Origin of the sequence: Methylocystis sp. MJC1 (assembly GCF_026427715.1) — a bacterium.
GTDB lineage: Bacteria > Pseudomonadota > Alphaproteobacteria > Rhizobiales > Beijerinckiaceae > Methylocystis.
The window spans coordinates 1,308,641-1,332,957 of sequence record NZ_CP107558.1 but is presented as its reverse complement, the minus strand read 5'-3'; the positions used below and the strand labels follow the sequence as shown (position 1 = coordinate 1,332,957).

26 protein-coding genes and 1 pseudogene are annotated in these 24,317 nt (G+C 62.7%); 12 read left to right on the top strand and 15 right to left on the bottom strand.

The window, feature by feature from the left end:
- Positions 1 to 2: 2 nt before the first annotated feature.
- Positions 3 to 479: a DUF2948 family protein gene (locus tag OGR47_RS06390; protein ID WP_165047987.1), complete on the bottom strand. Its 477-nt coding sequence runs from the start codon at positions 477 to 479 to the stop codon at positions 3 to 5.
- Between the two features lie 194 nt (positions 480 to 673).
- On the opposite strand from OGR47_RS06390, the gene OGR47_RS06385 reads away from it, so the two are divergent.
- On the top strand, positions 674 to 2,170 hold the full coding sequence (locus tag OGR47_RS06385; RefSeq protein ID WP_165047985.1) for an undecaprenyl-phosphate glucose phosphotransferase: 1,497 nt from the start codon (positions 674 to 676) through the stop codon (positions 2,168 to 2,170).
- A gap of 104 nt (positions 2,171 to 2,274) precedes the next feature.
- Entirely contained in the window at positions 2,275 to 2,529 is a 255-nt protein-coding gene (locus tag OGR47_RS06380; RefSeq protein ID WP_165047983.1) for a hypothetical protein, read from the top strand.
- 176 nt (positions 2,530 to 2,705) lie between these two features.
- Here OGR47_RS06380 and OGR47_RS06375 read toward each other — a convergent pair whose 3' ends face one another.
- The 3 genes from OGR47_RS06375 to OGR47_RS06365 all read right to left on the bottom strand — a co-directional run bounded on the left by OGR47_RS06375 (position 2,706) and on the right by OGR47_RS06365 (position 6,537).
- Positions 2,706 to 5,714, bottom strand: a complete 3,009-nt coding sequence (locus OGR47_RS06375) for a PAS domain S-box protein (RefSeq protein ID WP_165047980.1) — start codon at positions 5,712 to 5,714, stop codon at positions 2,706 to 2,708.
- A gap of 139 nt (positions 5,715 to 5,853) precedes the next feature.
- Complete coding sequence (locus OGR47_RS06370; RefSeq protein WP_165047978.1) at positions 5,854 to 6,027, bottom strand: hypothetical protein; 174 nt, start codon at positions 6,025 to 6,027, stop codon at positions 5,854 to 5,856.
- A gap of 162 nt (positions 6,028 to 6,189) precedes the next feature.
- Entirely contained in the window at positions 6,190 to 6,537 is a 348-nt protein-coding gene (locus tag OGR47_RS06365; RefSeq protein ID WP_165047976.1) for a hypothetical protein, read from the bottom strand.
- Positions 6,538 to 6,717: 180 nt separating this feature from the next.
- On the opposite strand from OGR47_RS06365, the gene OGR47_RS06360 reads away from it, so the two are divergent.
- Positions 6,718 to 7,749 (top strand): sodium:proton exchanger, encoded by a 1,032-nt coding sequence (locus OGR47_RS06360; RefSeq protein ID WP_246729516.1) that lies wholly within the window; start codon positions 6,718 to 6,720, stop codon positions 7,747 to 7,749.
- 155 nt (positions 7,750 to 7,904) lie between these two features.
- Here the strand turns inward: OGR47_RS06360 and OGR47_RS06355 are convergent, their stop codons facing one another.
- Positions 7,905 to 8,885, bottom strand: a complete 981-nt coding sequence (locus OGR47_RS06355; RefSeq protein ID WP_165047973.1) for a YihY/virulence factor BrkB family protein — start codon at positions 8,883 to 8,885, stop codon at positions 7,905 to 7,907.
- 80 nt (positions 8,886 to 8,965) lie between these two features.
- Positions 8,966 to 9,622, bottom strand: a complete 657-nt coding sequence (locus OGR47_RS06350; RefSeq protein ID WP_165047971.1) for a glutathione S-transferase family protein — start codon at positions 9,620 to 9,622, stop codon at positions 8,966 to 8,968.
- A 114-nt stretch (positions 9,623 to 9,736) separates the two neighbouring features.
- On the opposite strand from OGR47_RS06350, the gene OGR47_RS06345 reads away from it, so the two are divergent.
- Entirely contained in the window at positions 9,737 to 10,951 is a 1,215-nt protein-coding gene (locus tag OGR47_RS06345; protein WP_165048405.1) for a polyhydroxyalkanoate depolymerase, read from the top strand.
- A 73-nt stretch (positions 10,952 to 11,024) separates the two neighbouring features.
- Here the strand turns inward: OGR47_RS06345 and OGR47_RS06340 are convergent, their stop codons facing one another.
- Together OGR47_RS06340 and OGR47_RS06335 are read right to left on the bottom strand one after the other, a co-directional pair.
- A complete protein-coding gene (locus OGR47_RS06340) occupies positions 11,025 to 11,285 on the bottom strand; it encodes a hypothetical protein (RefSeq protein WP_165047969.1) in 261 nt (86 codons plus the stop codon).
- Positions 11,286 to 11,373: 88 nt separating this feature from the next.
- Complete coding sequence (locus tag OGR47_RS06335; protein WP_165047967.1) at positions 11,374 to 11,706, bottom strand: hypothetical protein; 333 nt, start codon at positions 11,704 to 11,706, stop codon at positions 11,374 to 11,376.
- A 122-nt stretch (positions 11,707 to 11,828) separates the two neighbouring features.
- Here OGR47_RS06335 and OGR47_RS06330 point away from each other — a divergent pair.
- The 3 genes and pseudogenes from OGR47_RS06330 (at position 11,829) to OGR47_RS06320 (ending at position 14,346) form a co-directional block, all read left to right on the top strand.
- Positions 11,829 to 12,529, top strand: a pseudogene (locus OGR47_RS06330) (MOSC domain-containing protein).
- Positions 12,530 to 12,582: 53 nt separating this feature from the next.
- Positions 12,583 to 13,317 (top strand): class I SAM-dependent methyltransferase, encoded by a 735-nt coding sequence (locus OGR47_RS06325; protein WP_165047964.1) that lies wholly within the window; start codon positions 12,583 to 12,585, stop codon positions 13,315 to 13,317.
- A gap of 126 nt (positions 13,318 to 13,443) precedes the next feature.
- A complete protein-coding gene (locus OGR47_RS06320) occupies positions 13,444 to 14,346 on the top strand; it encodes an EamA family transporter (protein WP_165047962.1) in 903 nt (300 codons plus the stop codon).
- A 48-nt stretch (positions 14,347 to 14,394) separates the two neighbouring features.
- On the opposite strand, the gene OGR47_RS06315 is transcribed toward OGR47_RS06320, so the two are convergent.
- The 4 genes from OGR47_RS06315 to lepA all read right to left on the bottom strand — a co-directional run bounded on the left by OGR47_RS06315 (position 14,395) and on the right by lepA (position 17,218).
- A complete protein-coding gene (locus tag OGR47_RS06315; RefSeq protein WP_165047960.1) occupies positions 14,395 to 14,757 on the bottom strand; it encodes an endonuclease domain-containing protein in 363 nt (120 codons plus the stop codon).
- Between the two features lie 88 nt (positions 14,758 to 14,845).
- A complete protein-coding gene (locus OGR47_RS06310) occupies positions 14,846 to 15,100 on the bottom strand; it encodes a Txe/YoeB family addiction module toxin (protein WP_165047958.1) in 255 nt (84 codons plus the stop codon).
- Positions 15,097 to 15,351 (bottom strand): type II toxin-antitoxin system Phd/YefM family antitoxin, encoded by a 255-nt coding sequence (locus tag OGR47_RS06305; RefSeq protein WP_165047956.1) that lies wholly within the window; start codon positions 15,349 to 15,351, stop codon positions 15,097 to 15,099. The genes OGR47_RS06310 and OGR47_RS06305 overlap by 4 nt, the downstream gene beginning before the upstream one ends.
- A gap of 58 nt (positions 15,352 to 15,409) precedes the next feature.
- Positions 15,410 to 17,218 (bottom strand): translation elongation factor 4, encoded by a 1,809-nt coding sequence (gene lepA / locus OGR47_RS06300; RefSeq protein WP_165047953.1) that lies wholly within the window; start codon positions 17,216 to 17,218, stop codon positions 15,410 to 15,412.
- Between the two features lie 308 nt (positions 17,219 to 17,526).
- Here lepA and OGR47_RS06295 point away from each other — a divergent pair, with 308 nt between their 5' ends.
- The gene (locus OGR47_RS06295) at positions 17,527 to 18,336 is read left to right on the top strand and encodes a hypothetical protein (protein WP_165047951.1); all 810 of its coding nucleotides are present in this window, start codon (positions 17,527 to 17,529) and stop codon (positions 18,334 to 18,336) included.
- A gap of 107 nt (positions 18,337 to 18,443) precedes the next feature.
- Here the strand turns inward: OGR47_RS06295 and OGR47_RS06290 are convergent, their stop codons facing one another.
- Entirely contained in the window at positions 18,444 to 19,091 is a 648-nt protein-coding gene (locus OGR47_RS06290; protein WP_165047949.1) for a hypothetical protein, read from the bottom strand.
- Positions 19,092 to 19,271: 180 nt separating this feature from the next.
- A complete protein-coding gene (locus tag OGR47_RS06285; RefSeq protein ID WP_165047947.1) occupies positions 19,272 to 19,544 on the bottom strand; it encodes a hypothetical protein in 273 nt (90 codons plus the stop codon).
- A gap of 258 nt (positions 19,545 to 19,802) precedes the next feature.
- Here OGR47_RS06285 and OGR47_RS06280 point away from each other — a divergent pair, with 258 nt between their 5' ends.
- The 3 genes from OGR47_RS06280 to OGR47_RS06270 are packed head-to-tail and all read left to right on the top strand — an operon-like array spanning position 19,803 to position 22,853.
- Positions 19,803 to 21,632 carry a sensor histidine kinase gene (locus OGR47_RS06280; protein WP_246729541.1) on the top strand — a complete coding sequence of 610 codons (1,830 nt, stop codon included), beginning with the start codon at positions 19,803 to 19,805 and terminating at the stop codon, positions 21,630 to 21,632.
- Positions 21,625 to 22,464, top strand: a complete 840-nt coding sequence (locus tag OGR47_RS06275) for a peptidoglycan-binding domain-containing protein (RefSeq protein ID WP_165047942.1) — start codon at positions 21,625 to 21,627, stop codon at positions 22,462 to 22,464. Before OGR47_RS06280 ends, OGR47_RS06275 begins: the two co-directional genes overlap by 8 nt.
- Before the next feature lie 47 nt (positions 22,465 to 22,511).
- Positions 22,512 to 22,853, top strand: a complete 342-nt coding sequence (locus OGR47_RS06270) for a DUF1491 family protein (protein WP_165047940.1) — start codon at positions 22,512 to 22,514, stop codon at positions 22,851 to 22,853.
- A gap of 20 nt (positions 22,854 to 22,873) precedes the next feature.
- Here OGR47_RS06270 and OGR47_RS06265 read toward each other — a convergent pair whose 3' ends face one another.
- Positions 22,874 to 23,944, bottom strand: coding sequence for a DUF2336 domain-containing protein (locus OGR47_RS06265; protein ID WP_165047937.1), 1,071 nt, complete (start codon positions 23,942 to 23,944; stop codon positions 22,874 to 22,876).
- 145 nt (positions 23,945 to 24,089) lie between these two features.
- Here OGR47_RS06265 and OGR47_RS06260 point away from each other — a divergent pair, with 145 nt between their 5' ends.
- Positions 24,090 to 24,299 carry a hypothetical protein gene (locus OGR47_RS06260; RefSeq protein WP_165047560.1) on the top strand — a complete coding sequence of 70 codons (210 nt, stop codon included), beginning with the start codon at positions 24,090 to 24,092 and terminating at the stop codon, positions 24,297 to 24,299.
- The last annotated feature ends 18 nt before the right edge of the window (positions 24,300 to 24,317 follow it).

Genomic DNA, 24,317 nt, shown 5'->3' with positions numbered 1-24,317 from the left:
CCTCAGGAAATGTTCACCCCCGGCTCGGCGCCGTCATGGGCCGGCCGCGCCGCGGTCTTCCAGCGCGGCCCGATGTCGCATAGCTGCGCCTCGACGCATTCGACGTCGAGGCAAATCACCGCGCCTCCGGCGAAGGTCAGGCGGATGGTTCCTCCCGGCGGCTCGGGGCCGGGCTCGAAAGTGACGGCCAGAAGGTCGAGGATCGCATCCGGCTGGTCGCGCGAAACATGCTGGCAGCGCACCCGCTCGACGCCCTCGAAATGCAGGCCGGACCGACAGCGCTCGAGCCGCCCCTCCATCTCGGCCGACCAGTCGAAACGCGAACCGACAAGCGCGAAGCGGCGCTTGGCCGGGAGGTAGGCGATATCGCCAACGCGCACCAGCGCATCCTGGAGATGCGCCGAAACAAGCGCGAGATCTTCGCTGTCTAACGCATGCAGCCGCAACGCGGGCGCATTTTCGAGCAGATTAACGGCCATGCGAATCCTCCCTCGCCGGGATATGGCGAGACAGGCCGAGACGCGCAAGACCAAGCGAACATCGTAAAACTCCTATCGAGCTGGTCCAAACGATAGGGAACGCCACGCCCGCCGCCGCCTGGCCCCAGTGGCGTGTTGTTTACGAGTTTGCGCCATGATGGAAGCCACGAAATTCGGCTTAGAGGAACAAGACGATGGGCGAGGCGACGGCGCATTCCTTGGCCGGATTGGCAAACGGGCGGCGCACGCTCTCCTCCGGACGCGCTCCGGTCGTCCCTCCCGATCAGCTTATCAAGCAACCAGCTGTAATTGCTGGCGTTCTACTCTTTGATCTGTTCAGCGTCGCGGCGACCGGCGCCATAACCCATTTCGCTGTCTTCGACGGCGATCCCTATGGCTCCAGCGCGCTTCTTCTGGCGCTCGCCGGGGTGGCGATCGGCGCCGCGACCATTCTGAAGATGCGGTGGGCCTATACCGTCGCGTCCCTTTCCCACGGATTGGCGCAAGTGGCGAATGTGGGATTGGCGCTCTCACTCGCGCTCGGCGGATTGATCGTCGCCGAGGCGCTGTTCGGAACGCATCTGGAGCAAATGCGTCGCTGGGTCCCCTATTGGCTCGCCTATGGTTGGGCGGCCTGTTCCGCGGCGCGTCTCTTCACGGCGCGCGCGCTCGGGCGTTGGGCGCGAGAGGGACGTCTGGCGCGCCGCGCCGTGATCGTCGGCGGCGGAGACGCCGCCGCGGAGCTCATCGACCGGCTGGATCGCTCGGGCGGCGCGGCCATTCAGATTCTCGGCCTTTTCGACGATCGCGACAAAATGCGCTCGCCGGAAACCGTGGGCCGTTATCGCAAGCTCGGCCGCTTCGACGACCTCGAGGATTTCTGCCGGGAGCAGCGCGTCGATCTTCTCATCATCGCTTTGCCCCCGACCGCCGAGGAGCGCATTCTCTACATCCTCAAGAAATTGTGGGTCCTTCCGATCGACGTGCGAATCGCGGCGTTCAACAGCAAGCTGAAGTTGCGCTCGCGCGCCTATAATTACATCGGCGACACGCCTTTTCTCCCTGTCTTCGACAAGCCGATGTCGGATTCGAGCGTCGCCCTCAAGGCGATCGAGGACCGCGTGCTGGCGGCGATCGGCATTATCGTGCTCGCGCCGCTGCTCGCGCTGATCGCCCTCGCCGTGAAGCTCGATTCGCGCGGCCCAGTGTTTTTCAAGCAAACGCGCCACGGCTTCAACAACGAGCCGATCGGCGTGCTCAAGTTCAGATCGATGTACGTCGATAAATGCGACATGTCGGGCCAGAAGCAGGTCACGCGGGGCGATCCGCGCGTCACCCGCGTCGGCGCGATCCTGCGCCGCAGCTCGCTCGACGAGCTGCCGCAGCTTTTCAATGTGCTCCGGGGCGAGCTTTCGCTCGTCGGTCCACGGCCGCATGTCATGCAGGCGAAGGTCGGCGAGCACATCTATGACGAGGTCGTCGACGGTTATTTCGCCCGCCACAAGGTGAAGCCCGGCATCACGGGCTGGGCTCAGATCAACGGCTGGCGCGGCGAAACGGACACGGTCGAAAAGATCGAGCAGCGCGTCGCGCACGACCTCTATTACATCGAGAACTGGTCCATGCTGTTCGATCTGCGGATCTTGTTCGCGACGCCCTGGTCTCTCCTGACAACGAAGAACGCCTATTGATCTGCGGCAGGCGGGCGAACTGCCGTCGCCCGCCGCGCTTATCTGGCCCGCAACATGCTTCACGCGCCTCTATCGGCAAATCATTGTCGGGAAAGGAACGCAGCATGTCCGAAGCGGCCGATGCGCCCAAAGGTTATTTCATTGATTGGGATGGGAAAATGCGGCCGGTCAGCGAGCCGGGAAAAGGGCTGCGCTGCGAAGTGGACTTAAAAGCCAAATATGTGATGGTTTTCAACAAATACGGCGGGCTCGACCACGAGTCGACCTGGTATCCGGATGAAGCGGCTGTCACCAAGGCGGGCATCAAGGTGGCCTACGCGGACGTAACGGCGCCCATCCGGATTTCCTCGATCGACTGATGCCATTTCCGTTTGAACAGCTCGCATTGTCGCTTGTCATTCCCAGCGACCGGGAATCCAGAGCCACAAAAGCGCTGGTTTTGCTCTGGATTCCCGATCGCTCGCTTTACGAGCGTCGGGAATGACAGCGAACCAATCGAGCGGAACTCGTATGACGGGCGTGCGCCGAGACAGGTCTAATTTTGCAACAAAGACCTTAGCTCCCCGAGCGAAGCCGGCTTGGTCAGATGCGCGTCGAAGCCGGCCGCGCGCGTTCTTGCGCGATCCTCCGCCTGCCCCCAGCCGGTGAGCGCCACGAGCCTCAGCCGACGGCCAATGTCGCTCTGCCGGATCAATCGAGCCGTTTCGAAACCGTCCAGCAACGGCATGCCGAGATCGAGAAACACGATATCCGGCTGAAAAGCAGGCAATTCCCGCAGACCATCTCGCCCCCCGTATGTCACGCGCACCGAAGCGCCGAGCAGTTCGAGAACCATCGCCAAAGTATCCGCGACATCTCGATCGTCGTCGATCACAAGCGCCCGCCGGCCGGTCGACGCCAGCGCGGCCTCGGCGCGCTCGGCTGGCGGCGCGGTTCGCTGGAATGAAACGCTCATGGGAAGGCGAACGATGAAAACGCTTCCCCTGTCCAACCCTTCGCTCGCCGCTTCGACCGAGCCGCCATGCATTTGCACAAGGTTGCGGACAAGGGCGAGACCAATGCCGAGACCGTGGTCGTCGGGCCGGCCGCCCGGCTGGGAGAAAGGCTCGAAAACTTGCGACAACGCTTCCGGCCCGATGCCTCGGCCGTTGTCGCGCACGACGACGACCGCTTCCTGCTCCCGGCGTTCCGCCAATATGTCGATGCGTCCGCCCTCAGGGGTGTATTTGGCAGAATTGTTGAGAATATTCGCGAAGACCTGCGTGAGCCGCACGGGATCGCCGTAAATGAGCAGCGGCTCCGGTGGCGTGGAAAGCGTCGCGTCATGACGCCTTTTCTCGATCAGCGGCCTGCTCGTCTCCAAAGCGTTGCGCAAGACGGCCGCAATGTCTGTCTGCTCGCGACGCAGCTCTATTCTTCCGTTGGCGACGCGCGACATTTCGAGGAGATCGTCGACAAGGCGCACAAGATGCGCCACCTGACGCTCCATCATATCAAGCAGCGGCCGATTGGTTTCCGAGCCATTCGGCTCGGCGCGCGCCTTTAACAGATGAACGCCATTGTGAATGGGCACGAGCGGATTGCGCAGCTCATGCGCCAACATGGCGATGAACTCGTCCTTTCGCCGATCTGCGTCTCTGAGCGCCTCCTCGCCCTTCTTGCGGTCGGTGATGTCGGCTTCGACTCCGGTCATGCGGACGGGGGTCCGCACGCCTCCCGGTCCTTCGTCGAAATATGCCCGCCCGCTGACGCCGTGCCAATTCACCGAACCATCCGGCAGGACGACGCGGAACTCGGCCTGGTAATCGCCGCTCCCCTCGGGACTCAAACAAGCTTCGATCGCCTGGCGAACGCGCGCGCGGTCAGCCGGATGAACGCGTTCGAGCGCCTCTTCATAGAGGATGTCCTGATCGGGCTCGAGCCCCCACATCCTTTTCATCTGGGCGTCCCAGACGACCTTGCCGCTTTGCGGATAATAGGCGAAAGAGCCGAATTTCGCTGCGTCCAGAGCGATGCGCAGCCGCTCCTCGCGTTCGCGCAGAATTTGCTCCGAGAGCTTCCGATCGGAAATGTCCCGGATAATCGCCCACATGGCGTCCGGCGCGCCGCTTTGGTCTCTCGAGAGAATGGGTCTTAGCTCGACAGGAAAAATCGTGCCGTCCTTGCGACGATATTCCTTCTCGTAGACATCCGAATATCCGCGAGGCAGGATTTGCTCCCAAATGACGGCGTCCTCCATTGCATGCCATTTTTCGGGAGTCAGATCTCGATAAGTGAGCGCGCGTAGTTCGTCGTCGGAATAACCGAGCATCTCTCGATAGAGCTCGTTGAACTCCAGGATGCGGCCGTCGATGCTGGTGCGCACGAAGGGATCGCGCAGCGACTCGTACAACATGCGGTAGCGCCGTTCGCTCGCTCTGAGAGCTTCCTCGGCGTTCTTGCGGGCGGAGACGTCGAAGACAATGCCGTAATAGCGCGCCGGCGCGTCATTCGCTTCCAAACGCGGCCTGCCCCTTGAGAGCAGCCATCTCGGCGCCTGCCCATTGGGAAGATTGACCCGCCATTCGACCTCGAACTCCTCGCCCGCGCGCGCCGCCGCCAATACCGCCGCGACCACCTGGTCGCGGTCGTCTTCATGGACCGAATTTGCCCAATTTTCGAGATTGGACTCGCAAGCGCCTATATCGAGACCGTAAAGCGCCCAGAGATTTTTCGACCAGACGGTCCTGTTGTCGTCGAGGCTCCATTCCCACGAGCCGGCATGCGCCGCATCCTGTGCAAGCCGCATCAACCTTTCGCTTTCGCGCAACGCCTCCTGCGCCATTTTGCGCGTGTGAATGTCGAAATTGACCCCGACCCATTTGCGAACAGATCCCTCGCGGTCGAGTAGCGGCGCGCCGCGGACATAGGTCCACCGCCATCCGCCGCCGTTCCATTTCAACCGGTATTCCGACTCGTATTTCGAGCGCGTTGCAACGGCTTCCCGCCACCGATTTTCGACACAAGGGCGATCGTCAGGATGAATGGCGCCGAGCCATCCATGGCCGAGATATTGTTCGCGCGTCTGCCCCGTATAGGCGCGCCATGTCGGACTATCCGCGATAGCGGCGCCATCGGCGTCTTTTTCCCAAACGGCTTGAGCGTATGACTCCGTCAGTGCGCGAAACCGCTCCTCGCTCTCACGCAACGCATCCTCCACGGCGCGCCGCATCTCGATGTCGACGACGGAGCCGATATGGCCGTGGAAGATTCCATTCTCATCGAAGCGAGGGCCCGCAGCGGCGAATGTCCAATGGTAGACGCCATCGAAACGCCTGAGTCGGCATTCAGCCTGATAGGGGCCGCGAGCTTCGAGCGCGCGCATCCAAGCCGTTTTAACTTTCTCTCTGTCTTCCGGATGAACGGCTTCGATCCAGTCCGAACGCGCCTGCTCGGGGCTTTGACCCGTAAATTGAAGCCATGCCGGATCGACGTGGATGGCGCGTCCTTGTGGATCGCTCGCCCAGCTCGTTAGCCAAAAGTGATCGCCCGTTAGAGTCTGCATGCAATTTGCCACTCAAGCTATTCAATCGAAATATCTGAGAGACACGAAATACATTACATTTCGCCCAACCTCAAATGAGACAGCTTTGTGTTTTCTTGAACTATACAATGTGGCAGAGAGCATGAACTCGACCTCCCGCTCAGTTCCGCGTTGTCGTTTCGTAACGTTTTTTATCCGCTTCCATCACGCGGGCGAGGGCCTCGCATTTCTGCGGGTCATTGGCGTTTTGCGCGACGCAGATCTGGTAGGCGGAGTGAGATTGTTCGTAGGAATCTGCGGCATATTGCTCGTTCGCGACGTTTTTGGAGCTCAAGCTGTTGCAGCCTGCCAAACCGATCACAGTCATCGGGAAAAGAAACAGCCAACGCATCATCGTCCTCGTCAAAGCCTGGCGCTACATCATGTGAAAGTTGCGAAATTTTTCGCTGATTGGAATCTCTCCAGAGTTTAAGCGATTGCTTCTCTCCTAGGATTCCTAACGCAACGGAAGCTTGGTTATCACGCCATTCGCCGCAATGGCCAGCGTTACCGGACTCATGCACGCGTAAGGGACATAGATCGGTTGCCCCGCCACAAAGCGGCGCCCGGTATACCCATAATCAAAGGCGTAGCATTTTCCATTATTGATCGAAACGCCGTCGACCACGACATCGCTCACAGCGCGACATTCGATCCAACGATAGCCGCTGAATGTTGAAAGCTCCGGAAGAAAAGCTTCTGCTTCGAGCAGTCGGCAGGAGAAGGGAGACGCGTGCGCCGCCGCGAGAGGCGCGCCCCATAAAATCGCGGCGAGGAGGGCGCGCGCAGGCATCGATTTCATCATGTCGATATCCTCCGAGCCCCGTCGCATCGAAGCTCAAAAGCCAGAGCGACGCAACCTGCAATTGGACCGCGCCGCCCCTTGATTGGCGCGAGCCGAGCCGTCACCATGCGCCCGACAAAATCTGACAATTTTTGAGAGGGTCGGTAGGTGGCTGCAATTGATCGCCAGGAAATGATTGTCATGGGCGCCTCTGCGGCGCTCGTCGGTGTTGCCGGCGCCGCGCATGTTCTACATGCGGGCGCAATCCTCGCCTTTCTTGCCTGCGCGCTCGCGCTCGCCGGCGTCGCCCATGTCATCGGCGAGGCGACGGATCAAATCGGCAATCATTTGAGCCCCGCGACGACAGGGCTCATCCAATCGGCAGTGGGAAGTCTTCCCGAACTTTTCGTCTGTATTTTCTCGCTGCAAGCGGGACTTGTTACCGTGGTGCAGGCATCGCTGATCGGCTCGATCCTCGCCAATGTCTTGCTCGTGCTCGGCCTCGCTTTCGTCGTGGGCGGCTGGCGCCATGGCGTGCTGGAATTCAACGCCCAGACCCCGCGCATGATCGCCTCTCTCCTGCTGCTTGCGGTCTCCGCGCTGGTGCTACCGACGCTCGCAAATGAGCTGCATTTGCCGGCCGCGTCGCATGAGCAGGAGCTGGCCGTCGTCTGCGCCGTCGTGCTGCTGCTGGTCTTTGCGATCATGACCAAATCGATGCTCGAACAAGGCCAGCGCGCCGTGCCGGCGGAAGCCCATGCGCGCGCGCACGCCTGGCCGCTTTCGACCGCGATCGCCGTGCTGCTCGTCTGCGCCGGCGGCGCGGCGCTGGTCTCCGATTGGTTCGTCGAAGCGTTGGAGCCCGCAATCGATACGCTAGGACTGAGCCAGACTTTCGCGGGCCTCGTCGTCGTCGCCATCGCCGGCAACGCCATCGAGAATGTCGTGGGCGTGCGCCTTGCGGCCGCAGGCAAATCCGAGCTTGCGGTCAGCGTCGTCCTGACCAGCGCGCTCCAGGTCGCCGTGGTCGTCGTGCCAGTCCTCATTCTGACGAGCTTCGGCATGGGTGGCGCGGCCTTCACGCTCGCCGTTCCGCCGATCCTGGCGGTCGCGCTCTTCTTCTCTGTGATGGTCGTGACAGTGGTGACCGTCGACGGCCAGGCCGACATGGTCGACGGCGCTGCGCTCATCGGCCTTTACGCAATCATCGCCGCAATTTTCTGGTGGGGCTAAATCGACGGGTCGGCGTCATTCCCGACGTGACTGGCCGTCATTGCGAGCATTTTTTCGAAGTCGGGTATACCCGATTTCGCAGAAGCGAGAAGCAATCCAGGGCCGCAACACGGCTCTGGATTGCTTCGTCGCTTTGCTCCTCGCAACGACGGCGGCTACGATTTCGGTTGGCCAATCGTATCCGCCATAACCGCGCCGCGCTCGCCCAAGGGGCGCGGCCCGCCTGTCGTCGTGTCTTTCGCGGTCTGATGCTCCATCTCGGCGTCGAGCTCGCCTCCGACCAGCAGCACGATCGCCGACACCCACATCCACAGCATGAAGCCGATGGCCGCGCCGAGCGACCCATAGGTTTTATTGAAATTCCCCAAATTGGCCGCATACCAGGAGAAAAGCAGCGAGGCGATCAACCAGGAGATTGCCGCGAAGGCGGCGCCCCAGCTCACCCATCGCCACTGCGCCCTATCTCGGCTGGGACCAAAGCGATAAACGACCGAGATTGCGATCGCGATGACAATAAGCAAGATCGGCCAGCGCAGCGCCGAGGTCCACGTTTCGAGCGCCGGCAGCCCAACCGCTTCGAGCGCGCGCGGCAGGATCACCATGGCGCCCAGAGAAAGTGCAAGCAGCGCCATGCCTGCGAGCGTGAAGCCCAGCGATATTGCGTTGAGCTTGAAGAAGCCGCGCTTCTCCTCTTCCTGATAAACGACGTTGAGCGCGTCGAATGTCGCCTTCATGCCGGCATTGGCGCTCCAGAGCGAAAACAGCACGCCGATGAGCGAGGCGAGCCCCAGCTTTGTCGCGCCCTGCGCGGCGACGCGGCGGATTTGATCGCCGATGATGGACAGGCCCTCGGCGGGCAGGAAGCCGGAAAGCGCCTGGAGATGCTCGCTGATCGTCGAGGGGTCGGCGACGAGGCCATAGATCGCCACGAATGCGGCGATCGCCGGAAAGATCGCGAGCAGCGCATAGAAAGTAACGCCCGCGGCGATAGCGAGAATGCGATGCCGGTTGATGTCGTCAAAGACGCGCGACAACACATCCTTCCAGCCGCGCGCCGGGATTTCGGAAGGGGTCGAGGCCGCCCTGCCCCGTTCGATCGCCGCAGGATTTGCTGAAGGAGCCTCTTTCCCCGCCATGACGCGCTTCCTCCGGCGCACGCATTCGCGCTCCCGGAAGAACCGCCTTTATTGCAGGACGTTCCTGAAGAGATCGATTTTCAGAACTCGACCTCGAGCTCCTCGATCTCATCTTCTTCGAGCTTCGCCGCCGTGATCCACTCCTGCATCGCCGGCCAAGCCAAAATGCGGTCGCAGTAGTTCTCACAAAGAGGGTCGAGCGCGACTTCATAGGTGCGCAGCCGCGTCACGACCGGCGCATACATGGCGTCAGCCATGGAAAGGCTGTCGCCGAAAAGATAGGGCCCGCCATGCAGCTCGATGCTCTCGCGCCAAATCTCCTCGATGCGCGCGATGTCGCCCTGCGCCTTGGACCAAACTTTGAATTTGGGGAAATGGCCCTTGAGATTCATCGGCAGCGCCGCGCGCAGCGCGTTGAAGCCCGAATGCAGCTCGCCGCAGATCGAACGGCAGCGCGCGCGGCTCAGGCGGTCGGCGGGCAGCAGCCTGGCGTCGGGAGCGATTTCATTGAGAAACTCGCCGATTGCCAGAGTGTCCCAAATCCGGAAATCGCCGTAGGTGAGGCAAGGCACGCGGATCGAGGGCGAGAGCAGCAGAATTTCCTCGCGCGCCGTCGCGTCGTCGGGGTCGACTGTGACCTCCTCGAAGGGAACGCCGGAAAGCTTCATCAACAGCCAGCCGCGAAGCGACCAGGACGAATAGTTCTTGCTGCTGATGGTAAGCGTGGCGGTCGGCATTGATTTTCCTCATTGACTCCACGGCCCAGAGCAAGCCATGTGCCAATTTTTCCAGCAATGGCACAGCCCTTGCTCGCTCACATGCTACCGAAACCAGAGGTCTCATTCCAGCGCATGTACGACGCCTATAAGGCCTATGCCGACCTCACCGACCAGATTCGCCTGGCGGCGGCAAGCGGCGAACGCATCCTGAGCCTCTGGGGGACGATGCAATTCGCCGCGCCCCTGCGCTGCTTTCAGGCCTATCACGAGCTCGTGGCGCTTGCCGGCTTCACGCATCGGCGGCCGGACTACGACATTGCGGATGTAAAGACCGACGCGGGCGAGACCGTGCCCGTGGTGGAGGAGGTCGTCGCCGCAACCCCTTTCTGCGACCTGCTGCGCTTTTCCCGCCAGGGCGCGAGCGGCGAGCCGCGCGTGCTGCTGCTCGCGCCCATGTCGGGCCATTTCGCGACGCTGCTGCGCGGCACGATCCGCACCATGCTGCGCGACCACGAGGTCTATGTCACCGACTGGCGCAACCCGCGTGACGTTCCGCTTCACGAGGGAACTTTCGGCTTCGAGGATTTCGTTCAGCACATCATCGACTTCCTCAAGTTCATGGGGCCGCAGTCGCATCTCGTGGCGGTCTGCCAGCCGACCGTCCCGGCGCTCGCCGCCGTGGCGCTGATGGCGCAGGATCAGGACCCCGATACGCCGGCCAGCCTGACGCTGATGGCCGGGCCGATCGACACGCGCATCTCGCCCACCAAGGTCAATGAGTTCGCCACCTCGAAGCCGATCGAATGGTTCCGCGAGAAGATGATCAGCAAGGTGCCGCACGGCCTGCCGGGCGCGGGGCGGCGCGTCTATCCGGGCTTCATGCAGCTTTCGGCCTTCATGAGCATGAATATGGACCGGCACCGAAACGCCTTCGCCGATCTCTTCAAGCATCGCGTCGACGGCGATCACGCCAAGGCCGACCAGATACGCACCTTTTACGAAGAATATTTCGCGATCATGGACCTCGATGCAGATTTTTATCTGCACACGATCGAAGAGGTCTTCCAGAAATACGCCCTGCCCGAAGGCAATCTGACCTTCAAAGGCCGCAAGGTCGAACCCCGCGCCATCAAGAAAACCTTCCTGCTCACGGTCGAGGGCGAGAAGGACGACATCTGCGCCATCGGCCAAACGCTCGCCGCGCAGGACCTGTGCAGCGGCCTGCGGCCTTATATGAAATCACATCATATGCAGGCGGGCGTCGGCCATTATGGCGTGTTCAACGGCAGGCGCTGGGACAATCACATCTATCCCGTGCTGCGCGAACACATCCGCAGCAGCATGTGACGCTGTCATTCCCGTAATTGCGAGGAGCAGCGCGACGAAGCAATGACGGCCTTCCGCGGGGACGCGCAGCGCCTCACCAATAGCGCCAATAGGGGCCGCCAAATCCGCCGTAGCGTGGAAAAGTAGAGAGCTCCATCCGCCGTTCGCGGCGATCGGCGGAGCGGTCGAGGTCGACGTCCAACAGGCATTTGGAGAATCCGTCGCTCCCGCGCTTGAACCCGTAGGATCTGCAGCGCGCGTCGTCCATCGCCCGCTGCTCGGCCGGCGTCGTCGACTCGCAGGCGCCGAGCGCCGCGCCCAAAGCCAGGACTGCAAATAAACTAGAAATCCGCATCTCTAGACCCTCGTTGGCCCGTTTGAGATTCACACAAAAGTCCAGCCGAAAAATGGCTGCTTTGCGGCGCCCTTACCTTACCTCGCCGTCACCACGGGCGTTTGGCGAGCGGCGTCTCGCTATCGACGATATTGGCCTCCAACGCGCCCACCCGCTTGGCGAGAACATTGACGGCGCTCTGTAGCGCGGCGATCTGCCGTGCAAGATCGTCGATACGGGCGGCAGTCGCCCTCTCGGAGACAGTCGCGTCGTTGCGCAGCCTCGCCAATTGCTGACCGAGGCAATTGACCGCGCCGATCACATCCTTCTGATCGGCAATGACGCCGGAAACGCCGGAAGCCTGCACGAGGCAGGCGACATCGGCGCGCGCCGGCGCGGCGGCGACGAGCAAGAGCAAAATCAGGCCGAGCGATCTTCGCATGTGATCCTCCCCGAACCGCGCCCCACGCCGGCGTCTTGGCGCTTTGGAATTACGCTTGCCGGCGCGTTGGCAATGCGCCTTTATGCCCGAGAGTTCCTGAAATATCCTTGCAGCCAACCAACATGACTCTCGCTCCCGCTCACCCCCTCGTTCTGGTCGGGGCAATCGCGCCGCTCGGCGAAGCCGGGCAGACGAGCGCGATCGTCAAAGCGCCCACCCCCGGCCCATGGCGAATTGGCCAAACGGGGTTAGAGGGCGACGCCCAGGCCGATCTGAAACACCATGGCGGGCCGGAAAAGGCGCTGCATCATTACGCATTGGATCATTACGCGACCTGGCGCGCAAAGATCGGCGACGCGGCGCCCCTCGCCGCGCCCGGCGCCTTCGGCGAGAACTTGTCGACGTCCGGCTGGACGGAGGAGACCCTCTGCCTCGGCGACGTGATCCGCTTCGGCGCGGCGCTCTTGCAAGTGAGCCAAGGACGCCAGCCCTGCTTCAAGCTCAATCTGCGTTTCGGCCTGCGCGACATGGCGGTCCGCGTCCAGCGCAGCGGCCGCACGGGCTGGTATTATCGCGTGCTGCAAGAAGGCGTCGCGCAAGAGGGCGACGCCCTCGCGCTGATCGAGCGCCCTGCCCCGGCTGGCCGCTCGCGCGCCTCTCTGGCCTGCTTTACCGCGACACGCGCGACCGCGAAGGCCTCGCGGCCATGGCCGCGCTCCCGCAACTGGCGGAGGGCTGGCGCGCGCTGGCGCAGCGGCGTCTCGATACCGGCAAGACCGAAAACTGGAGCGCGCGGCTCTACGGCCGGCAGCGCCGGAGCTGATTGCCTCGCTCGCGCAACAGCCTTAAGGTGCGCGCCAAAATGCGGGGAAGGCCATGTCGTCACGCTCACAAGACTTGCTGCAGGACAATCTCTTCACCGGAAAGATCGGCGCGGAATACGACATCCTGCGGCTGATGTGCCCCAACCACGTCCTGCTCGCCAAGCGCCTCAGCGCGACGGTCGCCGCCTGGAAGCCCGGTGAAACGCTGAAGGGTTTCGAGATCGGCTGCGGCACGGGCATCAGCACCACATTGATGCTTGCCGCGCGCGAGGCCCTCACGCTGACCGCCGTCGACGCCGCGGCAGCGATGCTCGATCAGGCGCGCGAAAATCTGGCGGACGACGTGAAAGCCGGCCGCGTGACCTTCAAGGAAGCCGACGCGCTCGACGCGCTGAAGGCGCTGCCCGACAATAGCCTCGACCTCGTCGCCTCCAATTACGCCATTCACAATTTCCTCGACGATTACCGTTCCAAGGTTCTCGCTGAAATCCATCGCGTGTTGAAGCCCGGCGGCCTCTTCGTCAATGGCGACCGCTACGCAATGGACGACCGCGCCGCGCATCTGCAGGACACGCAGGAGACCGTGCGCCGCTGGTTCAAGCTCTTCAATGAAATCAACCGCCTCGACCTCCTCGAGGATTGGGTGGTGCATTTCTACAGCGACGAATCGCCCGACCATGTCATGTATTTCACCCCGTCGATGAAGCTGCTCGAAGCGCTCGGCTTTGCGGTGACGGTCGACTACCGCGAGGGCGTCGATACGCTGGTGAAGGCGGTGAAAGCGTGAGGAACGCGTTTGGACAAGCGCGCCTGAAGGCGCGCGGTCCGGACGGGCGCTGGACCGCGCGCCTTCAGGCGCGCAGCAAGCCTTCAGCCTCGTCAGAACGAAACACGGCGGTCGCGTCATAGCGGCATGGACCTCGCCCTGCTTGCTCTCCTCGCGGCCCTCCTCACCGCGCTCTGCCAATCCGCCACCGATCTCGGCACCAAGGCCGCGACGCGCTATGCCGACGACCGCGCGATCCTCGCCGCCCAATGGAACGCCGGCGCGCTGCTGCTCATTATCGCCAGCCTAATCGTCTATCCGGGGCTCGTCGCCGCGCCGATCGCGACGCTCGACGCGCTGACGCAGCCGGGCTTTACAAAGCTCCTCGCCTGGTCCGGCGTTCTCAACGTCGTCGCCTATTTCTTCTACATTCGGGGTTTCCGCCTCTCCGACGCCTCGCTCGTCGCGCCGCTCGTGCTGCTGACGCCGGTGCTGATGCTGGTCACCTCACCGATCATGACCGGCGAGCAGGCGCCGCCGATGGGGATGTTCGGCGTGCTGTTCACCGTGCTCGGCGTCGGCCTTCTCGACGCCAACCGGGCGAACGGCAAACGTTTCAATTTCGCTGTCTTCGTCAAGGACGCCGGCGCGCGCTACATGCTGGTCACCGCCGCAATCTGGAGCATCACCGCCAATATCGACAAGCTCGGCGTGACGGCCTCGACGCCGCTGATATGGAACGCGGGGGTAATGATCGTCATCGCGCTTTGCGCGAACCTCTATTGGGCGCTTGGGCCACGCAAGACGCCGCGTCTCTCCTCGCTACGCTATGCGCTGCTCGCGGGCTCGGCCATGGCCTTCGGCAATACGGTGCAGATGTGGGCGCTGACGATATTGTTCACGCCCTATGTCATCGCCATCAAGCGCCTCTCGGCGCTCTTCACCGTGCTCGCAAGCTCTCATGTGCTGAAGGAGGAGACCGGCGGGCGGCTCCTCGGCGCGGCGGTGATGCTGGCGGGAGCGGTGATGATCGCGCTGGCGAGGGCATAGACTCCTCTCCCCGCTCGCGGGGAGAGGCTGGGTGAGGGGCCCGGGTGATTATCCCCGGTCTCGCAAAAGGACGCCAAGAATAGCCTCCGCAACAGCATCGGCATTCTCATAAACCTGCTGGTTCGTGAAGCGGGCTACCCGATAGCCCTGTTTATTGAGGTAGTCCGTACGCCGTGCATCCGCCGCGATTTCCTCCGCGCTGGAATGCGTTTCGCCATCAATCTCGACGACCAGCCTGTATTCCCGGCACACGAAATCAGCGATAAATGGCCCAATGGGCTCCTGACGCACGAATTTGAAGCCGCCAAGACTTCTATTCCTCAGCCGCCCCCACACAATCTTTTCCGCGGAGGTGGCGTCGCGTCTCAGCTCACGAGACCGACGAGTTTCGATGAAACGCAGGCCGCGCATGGCAAATCTCTCAATTAATCCCCCGGCCCCTCACCCAACCTCTCCCCGCAAGCGGGGTGAGGAGTTGGCGCCGCGATAACAAGCTCACTCAATAATGATACCGACACTGCGCAATCAGCAGGCTCTCGCCTTCGACGCGATATACCAGGCGATGCTCCAGCGTGATCCGCCGAGACCACCAGCCGCGCAAATCTCCCCGCAAAGGCTCGGGCTTTCCAGTGCCTGTAAAAGGCGTGCGCTGGCACTCCTTGATGAGCGAATTGATACGGTCGAGAATCTTCGCGTCCTGCGCCTGCCAGTGGAGATAGTCTTCCCAGGCGCTTTCCGAGAAGACGAGCTTCATTCGGAAAGCTTACGCTCTGCGCCGCCACCAGCTTCGAGCTCTTTGATCGACGCAAGCAGGCGCTCGGCGTTGCGCGGGCTTTTCAGCAGATAGGCCGTCTCCTCATAGGAGGCGAAATCTTCGAGGGAGATCAGCACCGCCGCCGGCTTTCCGCGGTCGCGGGTGATGACGACAGGCTCGTGGTCCTCGGTCACGCGATCAAGCGTGGCCGCGAGGTTCTTGCGGAGGTCGCTGTAAGAGGTCGTGCGCATGGAGGGAATATGTACGTAATCGCGTACGCTAGCAAGGCCCTACCCGGCAAAGGCCCCATTAGTCCTCCATCTTCAGCGCCGCGATAAACGCCTCCTGCGGGATCTCCACCCGCCCGAACTGGCGCATCTTCTTCTTGCCTTCCTTCTGCTTCTCCAAAAGCTTGCGCTTGCGGGTCACGTCGCCGCCGTAGCATTTGGCGGTCACGTCCTTGCGGAAGGCGCGCACGGTTTCGCGGGCGATGATCTTGCCGCCGAGCGCGGCCTGGATCGGCACCTGGAACATATGCGGCGGGATCAGCTCCTTGAGCTTCTCGCACATCTGCCGGCCGCGCCCCTCGGCGCGCGTGCGATGCACGAGCATGGACAAGGCGTCCACCGGCTCGGCGTTCACGAGAATGCTCATCTTCACGAGGTCGCCGGCGCGATAGTCGGTGAGCTGATAGTCGAATGAGGCGTAGCCCTTCGAGATCGACTTCAGGCGATCGTAGAAATCGAACACCACCTCGTTGAGCGGCAGGTCATAGACCGCCATGGCGCGCTTGCCGACGTAATTTAAATCCACCTGCACGCCGCGCCGATCCTGACAGAGCTTGAGCACCGAGCCCAGATAGTCGTCGGGCGTCAGAATCGTGGCGCGAATCCAGGGCTCCTTGATCTCCTCGATCTTCACGACGTCCGGCATGTCGGCCGGATTGTGCAGCTCGATCTCGTCGCCATTGGTCAGCAATATCTTGTAGACGACCGAGGGCGCCGTCGCGATGAGGTCGAGGTTGAACTCGCGCGACAGCCGCTCCTGAATAATTTCGAGATGCAGCAGGCCCAGAAAGCCGCAGCGGAAGCCGAAGCCGAGCGCGGCGGAGGTCTCCATCTCATAGGAGAAGCTCGCGTCGTTCAGGCGCAGCTTGCCGATCGCGGCGCGCAAATCCTCGAAGTCGGCGGCGTCGACGGGGAAAAGGCCGCAGAACACCACCGGCTGCGCCGGCTTGAAGCCCGGCAGCGCCTCGTCGCAGGGCTTGCGATCGTCGGTGATCGTATCGCCGACGCGCGTATCCGCCACTTGCTTGATCTGCGCGGTGATGAAGCCGACCTCGCCGGGGCCGAGCGCGGCGACGTCCTGCATCTTGGGGCGGAACACGCCAATCTTATCGACGTCGTAATGGGCGCCTGTGCCCATCATCTGTATCTTCTGGCCCTTTTTCAGCGTGCCGTCGAAGATGCGCACCAGCACGACGACGCCCAGATAAGCGTCATACCAGCTATCGACCAGCAACGCCTTCAGAGGCGCCTTCTCGTCGCCCTGGGGCGGCGGCAGGCGGGTGACGATCGCCTCCAGAACGTCCGGAATGCCAATGCCGGTCTTCGCCGAGATGAGCACCGCGTCCTTGGCGTCGAGGCCGATCACCTCCTCGATCTGCTCCTTGATACGGTCGGGCTCGGCGGCCGGCAGGTCGATCTTGTTGAGCACCGGCACGATCTCGTGCCCCGCGTCGATCGCCTGATAAACGTTCGCCAGCGTCTGCGCCTCGACGCCCTGGGAGGCGTCCACCACCAGCAGCGAGCCCTCGCAGGCCTTGAGCGAGCGCGAGACCTCATAGGCGAAGTCGACGTGGCCGGGCGTGTCCATCAGGTTCAGGATGTAATCCTTGCCGTCCACGGCCCGGTAATGCAGGCGCACGGTCTGCGCCTTGATGGTGATGCCGCGCTCGCGCTCGATATCCATGGAATCGAGCACCTGCTCGACCATCTCGCGCGCCGCGAGCGTCCCGGTCTCCTGGATCAGCCGGTCGGCGAGCGTCGACTTGCCGTGGTCGATATGCGCCACGATCGAGAAGTTGCGGATGTTGTCGAATTTGTGGGGGGTGCTCATGGCGTTTCGGATAGCAGCGCCCGGCCCCAAAAGAAAGGGCGCGGTTAACACAGCCATTTGCGAGGCCGTCAAAGCCTTTCGTCAAGGCCCGCTAAGCCGCACACGAGCGTCATCGATCGCCTCGTATGAACTAAGTTCTTGTTTTACATGCTTTAATTGGCGAAGGTTGCGTTGTAGCTTCTGAATACTTCGATTCGGAAGTTTCAAACCATCGTCTCTGATGGCCCCCACCCTGTCCCGTCTCGCGCTGGCTTCTTGCGAGCGCGCAGAGCCCCCATCGCGCGCCCTGGCGTTTCCGGAGGTGTCATATGAGCAAAGTCGTCCGGTTTATCTCCAGAGTTGTTTGCTGCTTCTCTGTGACAGCGTCCTCCGCCGTCTTTGCCCAAGGAGCAGATCGAATTATTGCTTCCCAGGCGAAGCCGCATCTTGCCGCCTATGCCGACTGCGCCAAGCAGTATCTGCGACAGGCCGCCAAAAAAGACCCGACGACGACCTTCGAGCGCATCGAGAGTTCACTGCGCCCCGCATGTGGCCATCATGTCGATCTCGCGCGCGACGCTCTTTTCCGCAGTGATTTCAACCGGAGCGAGGCGAATGCAATCATTCGCTCCGCCTACGCGTCGATGCAGCCGGAGCTCCGTTTTTCGTTCGACCAAGCCGCCTCCTCTGAGCGGCAACGACGTCAGGTCGAAAAGGATCAGGCCGCTCAACCGCCGCACGCAGGTGAGACGGGTAGCGTTTCGCAGGATCAGATCAAAGCAATGGAAATCGAGCGGAGCAAGTTTTTGAAAGAAGCGTCGAGCGCCTTCGATAACTGTCTGGCCACCGAGCTGAAAAGCCTCGTGCCGACATCGAATGAGCCGGCCGAAACATTGGCGAAAGTCATCGAGATAAAATGTGGCGACCTGGAAAAACGAGTGGCGGGGCTCGGCGTCGCCTTTTATGGCGCGTCGAAGGATGGCTTCCAAACGATCGTCAAAGAGCCGCTCGACGAACGAAAGAAGCGGCTTGTCGCTGATATCGTGACGCTCAGGGCCGATCTGGCGAAGGAAGCGGCAAAGCAACCAAAAGAAGCTTCGGAGGCGGGCGCAAGCGCTAAGCCAGCCAATGGCAACTAAATCCAAACAAAAACAGTAATAGGGCCGTTCGAGGCCTTTGCCCTTGATCCCCGGCCGGGCCTTTGGCCCGCCGGGAATGACAGAGGCTACTGGCTGGCGCTTGGCTTTTACTTCTTACCCTGCTCGGCGACCAGCTCTTGGACCTTGGCCTTGCCAAGCTTGTAGAGCTCGATGACCCGGGGCTTCGCCCAGACATAGAACTCCTTGCTCAGCTTCACCGCCATGCAGCCGAGCTTGGTCGCCGTCTCGACGGTCTTGTCGAAATATGGCAGCGCCGGGCTATCGGCCGGAATCTTCGAGCGCAGCCAGGCGACCGCGGCCTTGGTGTTTTCCGCAAGGATCGCCAGCAGGACGCCCGTGAGGTCCGTCGGCGGCTTCGCGTCGACCGTGCGGCGCAGCCGGGCGATCTCGGCGGCAGCCTCGTCGGCGCGGCGGGCCGCCTCTTTGAGCGACGTCTCGACCGCGGCCTTTTCATGGGCGAGCTGATCGCGCTGAGACGTGACGTCCGCCACCACCTTGTCGTGATCGGCGACGACATCTCCGATAATCTGATCGCGCTCGGAAAGAACGGACGCGAGCTGCTCCTTCAGATCGTCGCGCTCCTTGGCGTAAGCGTTGGCCTTGGCGACGATTTCAGTTTTCTCGAATATCTGACGGTCACGCTCGGCGCGGGCCGCCTTGAGTTGTTCCTGCAGCGTGTCGAACTCAACGCGGGACGGGTTATCATCGTGTTGCGAAACGGTTTCGTCGGTCATACCGCCTCCTGGAAGCTGTAAAAGGGAATGGCGCGCGCAACAGAGTTGCAAGAAACGCGCGCGTCAGTGGAGCGCTTGGCCTCAGGATCGCTCGCCGACGAAATCCATCATTACGGTTAATTTTTCAATTACGCAAAATCTGTTCGCTTTTAACGTGGCTTGGCCACACCGCTGGGCGCCTCATCGCTCATGCGCGACGCCCTGCAAGCGCTGCAGCGTAGCCGCGCAATCGCGAGGCGCAGCAAGACATTTCTCGCGCGCGGCCGACGTCAGCGCATCGACGCCGGCCTGAGCCCATTCCCTGGCGCTGTCCTCGATCGACGGGCGTCGCGGCGGCTGAGGCGCCAAGACGCGCGCATGCGATTCGCGAGTCGCCGGCGTCTCCGACTCACGCAATTGCAAAGCGAAGATCACGATCGCGATGCAGGCAAGGCATTTAAGGAGAAAGAACACGGGCGCTCCCCGATCCAGCGCGGCCTCTTCCGGCGCGCCCGAATGCGCTCGCGCCGCTGGCGACGCACGTCAGTTTCTCTCTTTCGGAGATTAAGCAGCGGTAAACAAAAATGATCAAATCGAGCGACCCATCGCAAGAAAATACAAACCATCCCGGCGCCGAAAAATGGGAATTAATAGGCAGCGGCAGCCGTTTAGCAGTCATTTAAGATAGATCTGCGAGGTTCCGGCGCAGTAGGAGCGCGTGATTTGAGTAAAATGGACTCATTCGAGCAGTCGGCCCCATGGCTCGACCATCTCATCCATGAAAGCGTGGTCGAGCGGCCAGTGGAAGTGGCGCGCCACCGCTGTTTCATCATGCCGCGTCTTCTGGTCGCCGCTTGCGCCCTTCTCAGCGCGCCGATCTGGTTGTTCTTCCATGACGCCCCCACGACTTCCGCGGCCGTGATCTTCGCCTTGTCACAAATCCCGCTCATCTCGGTCGGCGCCCTAGCGCGCACGGGCAATCTCCGTCTTGCGCAGAATATATCCATCTTCGGCTGGCTCGCGATGGCTCTGGCGGTCAATGCGCTGACCGAAGGATATGAAGCCGTCTCCGTCACCTTGCTGGCGATCGCGCTCGTCGAGAGCGCGCTGACATCCCAAGTGGTGACGACGTCGGTCATCGCCGCTGTCGCCGCCGCGCTCGCCGCGCAGGCCGGCTTCGCCAATGCCTTCGACATGGAGCATTCGATCACCTTCGCGATCGTCGCCGCGCCGTTGATGCTTTACGTGGCTTTCGTGGCTGCCTGCGCGATCCGCGCCGAGCGTGCGCGCACTTTCGCCGATTCGACGAGCGCCCGAGACCTCAGACTATTGACCGACGCGATCGGCGATATCGTTCTGCATTTCGACCGAAGCGGCGCCGTCGCAAACATCGTCGGCGACACGCACAAGGCCTATAACCTCGATCGCCGCGATCTCATCGGCCGCGGCTTCTTTCAGCGCGTGCATATCGCCGATCGGCCTGCCTTTCTGAAGCTCGTTTCGGACGTCTTCGACCGGAGCGCGCCGATGACGGCGGTGCTGCGAGTGCAGGTGGGCCTCGCGCCCTCGTCTTCGGGCAAATATGTCGAGCCGGTGTTCAATTATTTCGACGCGCGCATGTGCCTCGCGCAGCCCGTCGAAGGAGAATTTCCCAGGATCGGTCAGGCGAAAGCCTCTCTGCCGGTTGTTTGCATCCTGCGCGACATCACGGTCGAAAAGCGCGCCGAAGGCGCGATCGCCGCGGCGCGGGCCGAAAGCGAGCGCGCCGCGGCAGGCAAGACGCGCTTCCTCGCCAATGTCAGCCATGAGCTGCGCACGCCGCTCAACGCCATCATTGGCTTCTCTGAAATGCTCGCTAATGCGGAGCTCGCGCCGAACGATCCGGCCAAGCAACGCGAATATGCCCAGATCATCGCCAATTCGGGAAATCATCTCCTCGAAGTCGTGAATACAATCCTCGACATGTCGAAGATCGAATCCGGCTCGATGCAGATTTTCCCAGAGCCTTTCGATCTGCCGTCGCTCATCGATCAATGCTGCGACATGGTGCAATTGAAGGCCGATCACGGAGGCGTGACCCTCGAGCGCGACTATCGCGGCAATATCGACGAGCTTGTCGCCGACAAGCGCGCCTGCAAGCAGATTCTGATCAATCTTCTCTCGAACGCGGTGAAATTCACGCCGGCGGGCGGTACGGTCTCCGTGCGCGTCGTCCCCGAGGGCAATCTTTTGGCCGTGACCGTCGCCGACACGGGCATCGGCATCGCGCCGCCCGACCTCGCGCGTCTCGGCGATCCCTTCTTCCAGGCGAGCGCCTCGCATGATCGCGCCTATGAAGGCACGGGCCTCGGCCTTTCCGTGGTGCGGGGTCTCGTCGGCCTGCATGGCGGCGGCATCACCGTGGAAAGCGCGCTGAAGAAAGGCACGTCGGTCACGATCCGCCTGCCGCTCGATTGCCGCGAGCCGGCGACGAGTCCCAACGTCTCCGCCAAGATTGAAGCCATTCCGCGGCACGGGGCCGACCTGTGCCACGAAAAAGGAACGGTGAAGAAAATTGCGTGACCTCTCGCTCAGCGCCTCCCGATACGAGGAATTCCCGGAAGAACGCGCCGCGCCCAGGCGCCGCGGGCCGGCTCCCGGCCCAGAGTTCCACGACGAGCCGTTTCGATTGCCGAAGAAGAAGCCTTCGGTGCTCGCGCGCGTTTTTGCGCCGCATCGGATAGGCGTGATGCTGCTTTTGGGCATCGGCGGGCTTGCATTTGTCGGCGTGCCGATGAACGCCCTCTTCCTGCAGGACGGCCATCACCCTGCCCCGCTCTTCTCCGCGCGCCCGCTCGCGCCGCGCTTTATCGAAGAGTCCGACGCGCCGACGCCGCCCGCGCGCCCGGCGCAAATCGAAAACGCGCGCCTCGAAACGGAACTCGCCAAGATCGAAGCTGCGAAACCCGAACCGGCGCAGCCCGCCGCCAAGCCGACAAAAGCCGACGCAGCGGCGCTGAAGGCCGTGATCCTGAAAACCGAGGCGCAGCCGGCGAACAAAGCCGAGAAGAAGCGCGAGTCCGCCTCCCGCGACCAGATCGCCGCCATGCTCGGCGGCGCGGAAACGGCGGCCAAGACCACGCTGTCCAAGCCTCGTGCGCTGCCGCAGACCAAGCCTCAGACACAGTCGCTGAGCAAGCCTCAGGAGGAGACGCCGGCGCCGAGCGAGGGCGTCGCCTCGGCGCAGCGCGCGCTACAGCGGCTCGGTTATGTGGTGAAGCCGGACGGCGTCATGGGTGAGGGCACCCGCCAGGCGATCGAGAAATTCGAGCGCGACAATGGCCTGCCGGCCAAGGGCGAACTCAGCGCCAAGATCGCCAAGCTCCTGGCCAGCCACGCAGCCGCGCCCCGGTGAGAAAGACAGGCTTAGACCGCGGACGCATTTCGCTCTAAGTTAGCGACATGCGTCTGCGATCCGATATTTTCGTGGCTGCCCTCATCCGCCGCGCGGAAGTGGAGGGAGCGGTCGCCATGCTGCGGCGTCGCGGCGCCGCGGAAGCGGGCGCCGTCTTCATCAAGCTCGATCGCCTCGACGGGCGCGCCGCCGTCTACGGCCCCGCCCCGCAAAGCGAAGCGATGCCCGAGGGCGTCGATCGGCTCTTCTCTAAAGTCCACAAGGGCGACTGGGTCGAACCGGCCGAGGCGGAGTCCCGCCTCAAGCGCGAGATCATGTTCGACCCCGACCTTTGGTTCGTCGAAATAGAAGACCGTGACGGCCGCGTCTTCGTCGAACTCGCCGCCTGATTTCAGTCAGCGGGACGCGCTCAGGCCGATTGATCGAATTTGCGGGCGGGCTCCACTCGCTGCAAGCCGCGTCTCCAGGTCGATCCCGCCGGCGCCTCGTCGCGCGAGGCCAGGCGACGCGCCGCATCCCTTTCGCCCCTCGCCGCCCCTGTCATTGCGGCCACGATCTGCATGGCGGCGCGCTGCGGCGTCGACCGCACCAGAGCAAGGAGCGCGCGCACGCGCTCGACATCGTGAGAAATCGCCGGATCGGCGCACAAAAACACCCGGGTCGCTACGTCAGGGTCGACGCCCAGCGCCGCCAGCGCGAGAGCCAGCGCCTCGCCCTGAACGTCCGAGATGACGGCGCGGGCGCGCTCCTTCCGGCATTCCAAGGCGTCGGCGAGGAGCGCCGCCATCGCGTCGCGATCCCGACGCAGGGCCGCGCCCTCGAGCCGCGAGACGAAAGCCGGCTCGGCATGGCGCATTTCCATATGTCCGCCGGAAAGCGCGCGACGGCAGGCATTGAGAATGATCCCCGTGCGCTCGAGCCGCGTCGCCGCCAGAAAGAGCGCCTCCGGCTCCAAGGCGCGATCGTCCCGATCGAGGAGGATACGCGCCAAAGTGATGTCGTCGCGCGCCGCCTGCATCAGCGCGCGGCGCGCCGCCGCGTCGAGATGCGCGGACCAGTTGGCGGCAAGCGCTCTAAGCGTTTCCGCCTCGCCGCGCTGGGCGAGCGCCTCCACGATCTCGCGATCGAGATCCGTGCGCTGCGCGAGCGCGCGGGCGAGCGATCGTTCTCCCTGCCGCGCCGTCGCAAGCAGATGCTCGCGCGGCAGGCTCGGCGAGAACGCCAAAGCCAGCTCCGCGCAAGCGCCGCCCTTCTCGAGCAGACGCGCGAAGATCGTTCGCGGGGTCTCCGAGTAGAAGCACAGCGGCCGCACGACGCGCGCCACCTCGTCGACGTCGAGCAGATCCATGAGGCCGATCGCCAGCCGCTCGAACTGCTTTATGTCGCTGATCGGATGCGCGGGCCGTTGGACGAATTGATCGACGACCGCCCGCAAAAGCGAGGCGTCGGCGATTCGCCTGCGACTCTTGTCTGACTGCATTGACGCGCCCACTGACTCAAACACTTAGGCCGATATGCTTTTCAAATTAGCGCCGGGGCGTTGACGGAACATTAACCCTCGCGGCTCCCTAATCGCGGTAACGGTCGATTCACCTTTTTCAGCATCGACTGTGGGAGAGACTGACATGGGGGACGTCATCGGCTTCCGGAAGCGCGAGAAAAGGTCGCGCCACAACGACGAGCCGCCGAAGGGCGACGCGCAGATCCTTTTCTTTCTCGGGGTGCAATATATCCGCATCGACGAAACGCAGCAGCGCGTCGAAGGCGGAGCCTCGCCCGCCCTTGGCCGCGGCCCGAGCGGCGGCAAGAGACGCAAGGGCCGCGCGAGCGCCTGAGCGCAGTCTCGCATCCTT

Bases quoted from the DNA above. Each gene is read 5' to 3' on its own strand.
- OGR47_RS06315 (WP_165047960.1), bottom strand. From the start codon at position 14,757: ATGCGCGGCCTGCGTTTCATCGAAACTCGTCGGTCTCGTGAGCTGAGA.
- OGR47_RS06385 (WP_165047985.1), top strand. From the start codon at position 674: ATGGGCGAGGCGACGGCGCATTCCTTGGCCGGATTGGCAAACGGGCGG.
- OGR47_RS06375 (WP_165047980.1), bottom strand. From the start codon at position 5,714: ATGCAGACTCTAACGGGCGATCACTTTTGGCTAACGAGCTGGGCGAGC.
- OGR47_RS06265 (WP_165047937.1), bottom strand. From the start codon at position 23,944: ATGCAGTCAGACAAGAGTCGCAGGCGAATCGCCGACGCCTCGCTTTTG.
- OGR47_RS06325 (WP_165047964.1), top strand. From the start codon at position 12,583: ATGTCGTCACGCTCACAAGACTTGCTGCAGGACAATCTCTTCACCGGA.
- lepA (WP_165047953.1), bottom strand. From the start codon at position 17,218: ATGAGCACCCCCCACAAATTCGACAACATCCGCAACTTCTCGATCGTG.
- OGR47_RS06360 (WP_246729516.1), top strand. From the start codon at position 6,718: ATGGGCGCCTCTGCGGCGCTCGTCGGTGTTGCCGGCGCCGCGCATGTT.
- OGR47_RS06380 (WP_165047983.1), top strand. From the start codon at position 2,275: ATGTCCGAAGCGGCCGATGCGCCCAAAGGTTATTTCATTGATTGGGAT.
- OGR47_RS06350 (WP_165047971.1), bottom strand. From the start codon at position 9,622: ATGCCGACCGCCACGCTTACCATCAGCAGCAAGAACTATTCGTCCTGG.
- OGR47_RS06340 (WP_165047969.1), bottom strand. From the start codon at position 11,285: ATGCGGATTTCTAGTTTATTTGCAGTCCTGGCTTTGGGCGCGGCGCTC.
- OGR47_RS06270 (WP_165047940.1), top strand. From the start codon at position 22,512: ATGCGTCTGCGATCCGATATTTTCGTGGCTGCCCTCATCCGCCGCGCG.
- OGR47_RS06310 (WP_165047958.1), bottom strand. From the start codon at position 15,100: ATGAAGCTCGTCTTCTCGGAAAGCGCCTGGGAAGACTATCTCCACTGG.
- OGR47_RS06365 (WP_165047976.1), bottom strand. From the start codon at position 6,537: ATGATGAAATCGATGCCTGCGCGCGCCCTCCTCGCCGCGATTTTATGG.
- OGR47_RS06390 (WP_165047987.1), bottom strand. From the start codon at position 479: ATGGCCGTTAATCTGCTCGAAAATGCGCCCGCGTTGCGGCTGCATGCG.
- OGR47_RS06335 (WP_165047967.1), bottom strand. From the start codon at position 11,706: ATGCGAAGATCGCTCGGCCTGATTTTGCTCTTGCTCGTCGCCGCCGCG.
- OGR47_RS06320 (WP_165047962.1), top strand. From the start codon at position 13,444: ATGGACCTCGCCCTGCTTGCTCTCCTCGCGGCCCTCCTCACCGCGCTC.
- OGR47_RS06305 (WP_165047956.1), bottom strand. From the start codon at position 15,351: ATGCGCACGACCTCTTACAGCGACCTCCGCAAGAACCTCGCGGCCACG.
- OGR47_RS06260 (WP_165047560.1), top strand. From the start codon at position 24,090: ATGGGGGACGTCATCGGCTTCCGGAAGCGCGAGAAAAGGTCGCGCCAC.
- OGR47_RS06295 (WP_165047951.1), top strand. From the start codon at position 17,527: ATGAGCAAAGTCGTCCGGTTTATCTCCAGAGTTGTTTGCTGCTTCTCT.
- OGR47_RS06355 (WP_165047973.1), bottom strand. From the start codon at position 8,885: ATGGCGGGGAAAGAGGCTCCTTCAGCAAATCCTGCGGCGATCGAACGG.
- OGR47_RS06290 (WP_165047949.1), bottom strand. From the start codon at position 19,091: ATGACCGACGAAACCGTTTCGCAACACGATGATAACCCGTCCCGCGTT.
- OGR47_RS06345 (WP_165048405.1), top strand. From the start codon at position 9,737: ATGTACGACGCCTATAAGGCCTATGCCGACCTCACCGACCAGATTCGC.
- OGR47_RS06280 (WP_246729541.1), top strand. From the start codon at position 19,803: ATGGACTCATTCGAGCAGTCGGCCCCATGGCTCGACCATCTCATCCAT.